8 protein-coding genes and 1 pseudogene are annotated in these 8,973 nt (G+C 74.4%); 1 reads left to right on the top strand and 8 read right to left on the bottom strand.

Annotation, left to right across the window (positions count from 1 at the left end):
* Nucleotides 1–792 precede the first annotated feature (792 nt).
* Nucleotides 793–1,059, top strand: a complete 267-nt coding sequence (locus ACWBNA_RS27660; protein ID WP_482707235.1) for a response regulator transcription factor — start codon at nucleotides 793–795, stop codon at nucleotides 1,057–1,059.
* A gap of 97 nt (nucleotides 1,060–1,156) precedes the next feature.
* Here the strand turns inward: ACWBNA_RS27660 and ACWBNA_RS27655 are convergent.
* From ACWBNA_RS27655 to ACWBNA_RS27620, 8 genes and pseudogenes are all read right to left on the bottom strand, one after another.
* Nucleotides 1,157–1,294: pseudogene (locus ACWBNA_RS27655) on the bottom strand (right-handed parallel beta-helix repeat-containing protein); the annotation flags it as partial.
* Nucleotides 1,295–1,479: 185 nt separating this feature from the next.
* The gene (locus tag ACWBNA_RS27650) at nucleotides 1,480–2,880 is read right to left on the bottom strand and encodes an NAD(P)/FAD-dependent oxidoreductase (protein WP_482707225.1); all 1,401 of its coding nucleotides are present in this window, start codon (nucleotides 2,878–2,880) and stop codon (nucleotides 1,480–1,482) included.
* Nucleotides 2,881–3,029: 149 nt separating this feature from the next.
* Nucleotides 3,030–3,671 carry a VOC family protein gene (locus ACWBNA_RS27645; protein WP_482707233.1) on the bottom strand — a complete coding sequence of 214 codons (642 nt, stop codon included), beginning with the start codon at nucleotides 3,669–3,671 and terminating at the stop codon, nucleotides 3,030–3,032.
* Nucleotides 3,572–4,591: a hypothetical protein gene (locus ACWBNA_RS27640; protein ID WP_482707224.1), complete on the bottom strand. Its 1,020-nt coding sequence runs from the start codon at nucleotides 4,589–4,591 to the stop codon at nucleotides 3,572–3,574. Before ACWBNA_RS27640 ends, ACWBNA_RS27645 begins: the two co-directional genes overlap by 100 nt.
* A 67-nt stretch (nucleotides 4,592–4,658) precedes the next feature.
* Nucleotides 4,659–5,528 (bottom strand): alpha/beta fold hydrolase, encoded by an 870-nt coding sequence (locus ACWBNA_RS27635; protein ID WP_482707223.1) that lies wholly within the window; start codon nucleotides 5,526–5,528, stop codon nucleotides 4,659–4,661.
* Nucleotides 5,491–6,453 (bottom strand): Rieske 2Fe-2S domain-containing protein, encoded by a 963-nt coding sequence (locus tag ACWBNA_RS27630; RefSeq protein ID WP_482707222.1) that lies wholly within the window; start codon nucleotides 6,451–6,453, stop codon nucleotides 5,491–5,493. Before ACWBNA_RS27630 ends, ACWBNA_RS27635 begins: the two co-directional genes overlap by 38 nt.
* Entirely contained in the window at nucleotides 6,450–7,703 is a 1,254-nt protein-coding gene (locus tag ACWBNA_RS27625) for a flavin monoamine oxidase family protein (RefSeq protein WP_482707221.1), read from the bottom strand. Before ACWBNA_RS27625 ends, ACWBNA_RS27630 begins: the two co-directional genes overlap by 4 nt.
* The gene (locus ACWBNA_RS27620) at nucleotides 7,696–8,898 is read right to left on the bottom strand and encodes a cytochrome P450 (RefSeq protein ID WP_482707220.1); all 1,203 of its coding nucleotides are present in this window, start codon (nucleotides 8,896–8,898) and stop codon (nucleotides 7,696–7,698) included. The genes ACWBNA_RS27625 and ACWBNA_RS27620 overlap by 8 nt, the downstream gene beginning before the upstream one ends.
* Nucleotides 8,899–8,973: the final 75 nt, after the last annotated feature.

Below are 8,973 nucleotides of genomic sequence, written 5' to 3'. Positions count from 1 at the left end.
GCCACGGGCCGGATCGCGGCCGCCCGCCGCCTCGCCGTACGGGTCCTGGCCGGGGCGCCGCACGCGCACGCGGCCGGGCCGTCGGGCGCCCGGGTGACGGCCGGTGCCGTGGGTGCCTCGCTCGCGCTGATCTGGTGCGGGGACCTGGACCGGGCGGCGGCGGGGGCGGGGCTGCTCGTCGACACCGCGCGGGCGGGCGGGGATCCTTCGTCGCTGCCCGTCGGGCTGCTGGTCCGGGCCGAGATCGCCTACCGGCGCGGCGAGTTCACCCAGGCGCTGGCCGACGCGTACGACGCCGTGCGGGAGGCGGACCGGCTCGGCTCCGCCGCCGTGGCCTGCGCGGGACGGGCGGCGGGCGCCCGNCTGCCCGTCGGGCTGCTGGTCCGGGCCGAGATCGCCTACCGGCGCGGCGAGTTCACCCAGGCGCTGGCCGACGCGTACGACGCCGTGCGGGAGGCGGACCGGCTCGGCTCCGCCGCCGTGGCCTGCGCGGGACGGGCGGCGGGCGCCCGCGCCCTGGCCGGTCTCGGCCGCCCGGACCAGGCCACCGCGCTGCTGGCCGCGGCGCCGGTCCCGGCCGACGCGCACCCGCTCGTCAAGGCGCTGTCACTGCAGGCCCACGGCCTGGTCGCGGCGGCGCGCGGCGACCACACGGCGGCGGTCGGCCTGTTCCTGGACTGCGGACACCGGCTGGCGCTGCGCGGCATCATCAACCCGGCCTGCCTGCCGTGGCGCGCGCAAGCCGCGCAGGCGTATCTCGCGCTCGGCGAGCGCACCGCCGCTGTGACGATCATGAGCGGCGCGCCGCTGGAGACGGGCCGCCCCGGCCCCGCGGACCGGGCGGCCGCACCTCCTGGCAAGGAGCTCCTGACACCGGCCGAGTCCCGCGTGGTCGACCTGGTGGTACGCGGCCACAGCAGCCTGGAGGTGGCGGAGAAGCTGTTCCTCAGCAAGCGCACGATCGATACCCACCTGGGCCGCATCTACCGCAAGCTGGGCATCCGCAGCAGGCACGAACTGGTCGCCGCGCTGGGGGCGGACGAGACCTGGACGGGTTAGAGCCGGGTCTGGGCTTGGGTCTGGGGCTGGGCCCGAACCTGGGCCTGGATCTGGACCTGGGCCCGAGGGCCTGGGCCTGGGCCTGGGCCTGGGCCTGGGCTTGCAGCGTGATCCTCGCCGAACTCGTGCCGTCGGCCGTGGACTTGAGAGTGGCCGTCGGGTAGTACGTGCCGGCGCGGACTGGGATGACGGTGCCCGCGGACGCGTTCTTGACGGCCGACTCCAGCTGGCCCCGGACCTGGACCTGGGCCGCGACCTGGGCCGGGGCCGGGACCTGGGTCGGGCCGGGACCCGGACCGGGGCCTGGTCTGAGTCTGGGCCCGGACCTGCGCCTGAGCCCGGACCGGCATGGACGGGCCGGCCTGAGTCTGGACGGGCCCGCCCTGGACGCCTAGGCCTGGACGGGCCCGCCCTGGACGCCTAGGCCTGGACGGGCTGTTGTGTCCGTTCGATGCCCAGCCGGGGGCTGGTGACCAGGGACAGACCGGTCACCTCGTCGTACGGGTCGCCCTCCATGGACCGCTGGGCGACCGCCGCCGCCATGACCTGGCCGCTGATCGGGGCCGCCCCGCCCGCTCGTCCCGCGTCGTCGAGGTCGGCGACGCCCGCGGTGATCGCGGCGAAGGCGGCGCTGCCCTCGGCGGAGCGGAACGGTGTGGTGGCGTCGTGACGGCGCACCAGCTCGGGGTAGCGCCCGCGGGCGAGCCGCTGGGCGAGCCAGAAGTAGGTGCTCTTGCCGCGGTACTGCTCGTAGAACCCGGCGACCATGGAGAACATCCGCCCGTACGCGTTGCGGTACAGCGACTCGTAGAAGGCGCGGGCCTCCTCGTCGCTGACGTCGCCGCCGTCGACGGCGAGGACGGACGCGGCGGCGAGCATGCCGCTGTACATCGCCAGGTGCACACCGGTGGACAGGAGCGGGTCGAGGAAGCACGCGGAGTCACCGGCGAGGAAGTAACCGGGTCCGCAGAAGCTGTCGGCCGCGTAACTGAAGTCCTGCTCGACACGGGCCTCACCCTGGAACACACCGCGCGCGGTCAGCCCCCGTACGGTGTCGGACTCCTGCACCAGGTCGAGGAGCATCGCCCGGGTGTCGGGGTAGTTCTTCCTCCGCTTGAGGAAGTTGTCCTGGTGGGTGACGAATCCGACGCTGAAGACGTCGCCGGCGAGCGGGATGACCCAGTACCAGCCCTCGGGCGAGGAGACGACGTTGATGCCGCCCTTGGGGGTGCGCGGCAGCAGGTCGCCGCCGTGCCAGTAGCCCCAGAGGGCGACGTTGCGGAACACGTCGTGGGGGCGGCGGTCCTGGAAGTGGCGTACGGAGAGCAGGCCGGAGCGGCCGGAGGCATCGATGACGAAATCGGCGTCCGCGCTGTGCTCCTGACCGTCGTGGGTCCAGTCGACGCCGGCCGCGCGGCCGTCCTCGAAGCGGACCCGGCGGGCACGGGCGCCCTCGACCACCTCGACGCCCTGTTCGGCGGCGTTGCGCAACAGCACGTCGTCGAAGTCGGCACGGTCGACCTGCCAGGAGGTCTGCGCGTCGGCGCCGAAGATCTCGGGCCAGTCGACGACCCAGTCGCGTTCGCCGCCCCAGCGCAGCAGAAGCCCTTCCTTGACCGTGTAGCCACGGGAGGCGATCTTGTCGAGGGCACCGGCCAGTTCGATGATCGAGCGGCAGGACGTGGCCACCGATTCGCCGACGTGATAGCGGGGGAAGGTGTCGCGCTCCAGGAGCCGTACCCGGGCTCCGCCGCGGGCGAGCAGAGCCGAGGCGATCGACCCGGCGGGGCCGCCTCCGATCACCGTGACGTCAGGTGCCATCGCATTCCCCTTTGATGTATTTTCCGGCCGCTTACGATGTGCTTTCCAACCGCTTCAGCCTGGCACGGGGGGCCCGTGCACTGAATGAAAGCCGATACGCATTGGGGAAATACGCATCGGGAAATACGCAGGGGGAATCGGTACGGGAATTACGCAGACGTGGCGGCCGGATGCCGGGCCCCGGTCAGCGCGAACACCGCACCCCAGGGGTCGGCGAGCACGCCGGGCTCCATGAGGCGGGCGCCGGCCGCGAGAAAGCGCCTCTGTACGTCGGCGGGATCGGCGGCGCCGAGCCGGGGGACCCAGCGTGCGGGACCGCCCGCCGTGACGCTCTCCAGGGCCGCGTTCCCGGTCCCGAACAGGCCTCGGTAGAACGCCGTGGACTCCGCCGGCCGTGGCGTGCGCAGCACACAGCCGCACAGTGCGCCTGGTTCGTCGACGAGGACCACCCCTTCCGGGCGGGCGCCCTCCCACAGGCCGAAGGGCGCGCCCAGCGGGTCGGCGGCCAGGGCCAGGCGGCCGTTGCCGCCCGCGGGGACGGCGGGCAGCAGGGTGCGGGCTCCGGCGTCGCGGGCCTGTGCCAGCGTGGCGTCGAGGTCCGGGGCGGCGAGGTAGACCGTCCAGGAGGACCCGAAGCGGGGCCCGGCAGGGCTCGGGCCGAGACCGCCGACGATCTCGCCGCCGCTGCGGATCAGGTGGTAGCCGCGGGTGTCCTCACGGTGGAACTCCCAGCCGAGGACAGCGCCGTAGAACTCCTTGGCGCCGGTCGGGTCGACGCCGACGTGGTCGATCCAGCAGGGCGTTCCAGGGGTGTAACCGGTGTGCCGGGGCATGGCGCCGCTCCTTGGTCCGGGTCCGTGGTCGTCTCGTGTGCGGTCACCTGGTGGGTGGGCGTCCGGGGCCGGGCCAGTCGTTTGTCGATCAGGTCGGCGGCCTCCTGGGCGCCGCCCGTGTCGGGCATCGCCAGCCACAGTCGCAGGCCGTCCGCGAGGGCGGATGCCGCTTCCGACGGCCACACCGACGGGGTGAACTCCGCTGTTTCCAGGGTGCTCTCGTGGCCGTCGGAGTGGCAGATCCGGACGATGTGGGGCGCGCCGAGGCGGTCGCGCGGATCCACTGTCGCGGCGAGGCGTTCGGGCCGTACGAGCAGTGAGGGGCCGGCCAGCGCGGAGGTGCCAGGCCGGCAGTCCGTGTCGTGCGCCGCGACGAGGCTCGTGGTGCCGGCCGCTTCCAGTGCGGTGCCGCGCAGGTCGAACGGCATCTGCAGGGGCACGGTGTGGCCGGTGTGCCGGTCCACCACGAGGTACTGGCCGGAGACGATGGACCAGCCCCGTGCGCCCAGGGCGAGCGCCACCTCGTTGCGGTTCGACCCGATGCCTCCCAGGAGGGCGAGGACCGTCCCGTTCTTCGAGAGGACCGCGGCCTGCGCCACGGCGTAACGGCCGTTCATGACGGCGAACGGCGGCAGCAGCGGCGGGATGCCGCCGAAGCCGTGGAAGGGCCGGCGGTGCAGCAGGACGCCGTCCCGGTCGTGGACGCGTACCTCCCTGCCGCCCGCCAAGCCCGCGAAGTGCACGCTCAGCGCGGTCTCGCGCAGTTCGCTCTCGCGCAGTTCGGTCTCCCCCAGCAGATGCGGCCCGAAGAAGAACGCGAGATCGGCGAGGTCCACCGCCCCCACGACCCGCAATACGGCCCCGAAGAACTCCAGCATGAACACCGACACATTCCCCCCAGAGCGTCACGGTCCTGCGTGGCCAACTCTATGCCCGACGAAGTGCTCAACGTGCCTGGTCGGCACGCGAGTTGGGCAGCGGCAGACCGGACAGGTGCGCGGCCAGGTCCCCCGCGACCGCGCCGGGCAGCTCCAGGAGCGGCAGATGGCCACCGCCGGGCACGACGCGGGTCAGGCAGCGCGGCAGGGCGCCGGCGAGCAGGGCGGCGTTGGCGTGGAAGGCGGGCATGTCGTCGGTCCCGGTGAGGACGAGGGTGTCCGCCGTGATGCGCGCCAGGCCGTCCGGGGTGTGCTGTGCGGCACTGAGTACGGCCATCGCGCCGTTGCCGAGTTCCGCCCAGGTGTGGCGGGCGACCACGGTACGCAGCCGGGCGCGCAGTTCCGGGTGGCCCTCGGTGCCCCGGAAGATGTCGGGCGGTGACTGCATCCACAGGCCGGCGAGTTGTTCCGCCGTGGCGCCGGCCCGACAGAGCATAAGAAGTTCCAGGTAGCGGTGGCGGGCGGCCGGGTCGGGCGGCCCGCCGGCCGGGGTGGGGGCGGCGAGGACGAGGCTGCGTACCGCGTCCGGGTGGTCCATGGCCATCTGGAGGGCGATGGTCGATCCGAACGACAGGGCCGCCCAGTGCTCGGCCCGTTCGGCTCGGGCGAGGGCGGCGATGCGGTCGGCGAGCGCGGGCAGGGTCGTACCGGGTGCGAGCGGCTGGGAACCGCCGTGTCCGGGGAGGTCGACGCCGAGGTGGCGCCAGCCGGGCAGCAGGTCCCACAGGGGCTGCCAGAGGGTGGAGTCCATGGTGTAGCCGTGGATCCACAGCACGGTGGGGCCGGAGCCGTGGGAGAGGGTTCGCAGCCCGTCGCGGAGCGCGAACTCCCCTGTGAGGTCAGGTTTCTGGGTCTCTGTCAGCTGTGTCTCTGGCATCTGTGTCCCCCGTGGACAGGTCGGTGAATTCGGTGCAGAAGGAGCGGTAGGCGGCGACCGCTTCGTCGGCGGCGTCCAGGCGTTGCGGCGCGTGCGGGTTGAGGTGCTCCCAGACGGCGATGTCCTCGGCGAGGGCGCGCTCGCTGCCCCGTACCAGCATGGGCAGGTCGCCCTCGTGGCCCCGGCCGGCGCCGACGGCGACGCGCACGGTGCAGCCGCCCTCGCCGTCCGGTACGGCTGCGGTGACGATGACGTGGATCTGGCCGGGCGGCCCGAACTCGGTCACCACCACGCCGGGGCTGTACGCGCGTGCGAGGAAGCGGGGTACGTACGCGGGCTGCGGCGCCGTCCCGCGGGTCCCCCGCCAGGGCGAGGCGGGCATCGGGAACTCGCCGTCCATCACCAACTCGCCCTCCGAACCCGCCCGGTGGTGCATGCCGCGCACCCGGTACACCTTGTGCAGCGCGGTGAAGTGGTCGGTGTCGAAGGCGTTCTCGACGACGAGACGCGGATCGACGGCGACCCGGCTGGTGACCGCGGGCACGAGGCGGTGCGTGCCGGCGAGTTCCTTGGCGGCGCGGGTGAAGCCGCGGTCGTCGCAGGGGCCGTCCGCGAGCCGCACGAAGACGGCCTCGCCCCACACGATCACCTGGTGCTCGCGGACCCAGCGGCGCGGTCCGCCGTCTCGCTCGGGTTCACCGAGCCGGATGCGGCGCCCGTGGAAGGGACAGACCAGGCAGCCGTCCTCGAAGCGGCCGCCGTGGCCCAGGTGAGCGCCGCGGTGCGGGCAGTCGGCGTCGTACACCCGCAGTTCCTCGCCGTCGCGGACGGCGACGAGGCGGCGGGAGCCGAGGTCCAACGGGCTGACGTCACCGGTCAGTTCGGAGGTGAAGGCCGCCAGATGCCAGCCGGAGTGCACGCTCATGCCGTCCTCACCTCTCGGGTCGCGGTCGCGGGTGCTGCGGACCGGGCCGCCAGCACTTCGCCGGCCGCCCGGTGTCCGCTGTCGAGGGCCCCGCCGATCCAGGGCAGGGCGCGGCCCGTCATGGTGGCCTCACCCGCGAAGAACAGGGCTCCGCCGAGGGGCGCGGCCCACTGGGCGGCCGCGTCACCGGTCCCGGTGCGCGGGGCGCAGAAGGCCCCGCCGCTCCACGGGTCGGCCCCCCAGTCCGCGGTCTCGACGGCCAGGACCCCGGCGTGCGCGGCCCAGGGCAGGGCCACGGTGATCAGGGCCCGCAGGGCGTCAGGGGCCTTCAGGGCGGCCCGTACGGTGGCGGCCGCCGTGTCCTTGGCGACGATCAGTGTCTCGGGGCGGCCGTGCCGGCAGCCGAGGAACCCGCCGACGCCGTCCGCGTCGAAGACGGACGCGGTCTCGGGCGCGGGGGTGTCGAGGGTGACGACGGCGCAGCAGGCATCGCCGGGGACGAGGGCGGTGGCCGCGGCCCGCTTCTGCGGGGTGAGCCCGTCGATCTCCAGCCGTCCGGCGGCGAGAACGGCGGGCGGTACGGTCACCACCGCGTGGCGGGCGCTGAGCACGCCGTGCCCGGTGTGGGCCCGTACGCGGCCGGGTTCCAGGGTGAGGCGGGTGACCGCGTGTCCGGTACGGACGTCGAGACCGTCGGCCATCCGGTGCGGCAGTGCGTCGAGACCGTTCGGCACTGTGAACTCGCCCCGGCCCGCCGGATCCGTGCGCATCGCCGCGGCCACGGCACGGGTACCGAGACGGGCCGGGTCGGCGGCCCAGGTCTGGCGCAGCCACTCGCGCGCGACCGCCCTCTCGGTCCCGTCGGCACCGGCGGCTGCGAGCCAGGACTCGACCGGGCCGTCGTACGTCTGCTCGGCGGCGAGCCGCGCCTCCAGCGTCCAGGGCGGGTTCGCACCGCGGGCGAGCAGGCCCATGGGGCGGCCGATCCGGCCGCTGATCACGCGGGCGGTCCCGGGGCGCGGGGCCGGGGGCAGCGGGCCGAGGAGAGCGTGGGCCGGGTTGGACACGCCGTGGATGATCTGGGCCCCGAGTTCCAGCGAAGGGCCACCGTCAGCGGGGCGGTACGTGTGGACCCGGCCGCCGACGCGGTCGCGGGCCTCCAGGACGACGGGAACCAGGCCCGCCTCGGCAAGCCGGGCCGCGCAGGCCAGGCCGGAGACCCCCGCACCGATGACAAGGACGTCAGGCACCAACGACCTCCCCAGCACTCGCGCCCAGGTCCACACTCAGCGAGCTGAGGCGCCGCGGGATGAGACTGCCGGACCAGCGCGGGGCGGGTCCGGCCAGGGCAGCCGCCGGGTAACGGCGCACGAGGCGGGTCAACAGCTGGGCGCCGGTCTGCCGTACGAGACGGGCGGCGAGGCAGAAGTGCGGGCCTCCGCCGAACGCGAGGTGCGGGTTGGGGCTGCGGTCCAGGACGAGGCTGCCCGGCTCCCGGAAGACGGCCGGGTCCCGGTTGGCGGCGGCGACGACGGCCAGGACCCGTGCGCCGGCGGGCAGGCGTCCGCCGGGCAGCTCGGCGTCCGTGACGGTGACGCGCGCGGTGAACGGGATCGGCGCCTCCAGGCGAAGCAGCTCGTCCATGGCGAGCAGCCCGGCCGCCTCGCCGCCCGTGCGCAGGGCGGCGACGGCGTCGGGGCGGGGCAGCAGCCAGTACAGGGCGTTGCCGATCGCCTCGGCCAGTGGCTGCCAGCCGCCGACGACGGCAAGACCGAGGACGCCGAGCACCTCGGTGCGGGTCAGCCGCCCGTCGGCGGCGAGCGTGCCGAGCGGGCTGCCCTGGGCCTGCGGTATGTGGGCGTCGAGGAACCGGGTGAGTTCCCCCATCGCGGCCCGGCCGACCCGCGCGATCTGCGGCGGGGCCAGCGGGTCGAGGTTGACCGAGGCGGCACGGGCCAGCCGGGCGAAGGTCTCCCGCTGATCGGTGTCCAGGCCGAAGAGGCGGGCGAGGACCGCGGTCGACAGCGGCACGCCGATCTCCTCGACGGCGTCGGCCACCCGCGCGCCGGGCGCGGTGAACCTGTCGAGGATCTCCGCCACGTCGGCGGCCGTGCCGTCCGCCACGTCGGCGAGCGCGCCGGGGCCCAGGAGCAGGGCGCCGGGTGCGCGCAGCCGGGCGTGGTCGGCGCCGTCGGACGTCAGCATGGAAACGGGCAGATCGTCCTCGCGGGTCCGCTGCCGCTGGCCGGCGGAGGCGGAGAACGCCGGGTCGCGCAGCAGCGCCGCACAGTCGGCGTGGCTGGTGACCAGCCACATCCGGGCCATCGGGTCGTGGAAGACGGGGGCGTGCTCGCGCAGCCAGTCGTACGCGGGATAGGGATCGGCCCGGCCTGCCGGGGAGAACGGGTGCGCGAGGTGGGCGGGCATCCCGACGGTGGTGGTCATGTGCTGCGTTGTCTCCTTCACTTCACACGCGTTCGCTTCACCCGCGTTCGCTTCACCCGCGTTCACTTCACCCGC

It is taken from the genome of Streptomyces sp. Q2 (genome assembly GCF_056820935.1).
Note: the sequence above shows the minus strand (reverse complement) of the source record. Positions and strands in the feature narration are given on the sequence as shown.